The sequence below is a fragment of the Dietzia sp. 111N12-1 genome (assembly GCF_001658045.1).
GTDB classification, from domain to species: Bacteria; Actinomycetota; Actinomycetes; order Mycobacteriales; family Mycobacteriaceae; genus Dietzia; species Dietzia kunjamensis.
This window is the reverse complement of sequence record NZ_LSSV01000114.1, coordinates 1-528: the sequence shown is the minus strand read 5'-3', so window position 1 is coordinate 528 and position 528 is coordinate 1. Positions and strand designations below refer to the sequence as shown.

The following is a 528-nucleotide window of genomic DNA, read 5'->3' as shown; positions in this document are numbered from 1 at the left end:
ATGAGGCGGATGGGATCGCGGGCCTGTTCGACGAGTCGCGCTCTGGCCGGCCGAAGCGGATAGATGACCAGAAGATCATCACCACGACGTTGACTCCTCCGCCGAAGAAGTACGGGGTGACGCACTGGTCCTCACGCCTGCTGGCGGATCATCTGAAGATCGGTAACGCCACCGTGGCCAGGGCGTGGCGCAAGTTCGGGGTGCAGCCTTGGCGGGCCGGAACGTTCAAGTTCTCCACCGATCCCGAACTGGTCGCGAAGGTCACCGACGTGGTGGGGTTGTACTTGGCGCCACCGGACAACGCGATCGTGTTGTGTGTTGACGAGAAGAGTCAGATCCAGGCGCTGGATAGGACCGCGCCGATGCTGCCGATGCGCACCGGCAGCATCGAAAGGCACACCCACGATTACAAGCGGCACGGCACCACGACTCTGTTCGCCGCGTTGGACATTGCGACCGGGCACGTCACCGGCGCGGTCAAGCCGAAGCATCGCCATCAGGAGTTCCTGGCGTTCCTGCGTCAACTCG

1 protein-coding gene is annotated in these 528 nt (G+C 63.3%); it reads left to right on the top strand.

The window, feature by feature from the left end; translation table 11 throughout:
* Window positions 1–528: IS630 family transposase (locus tag AYO52_RS17500; RefSeq protein WP_156523668.1), on the top strand; the 528-nt coding region annotated here is incomplete at both ends.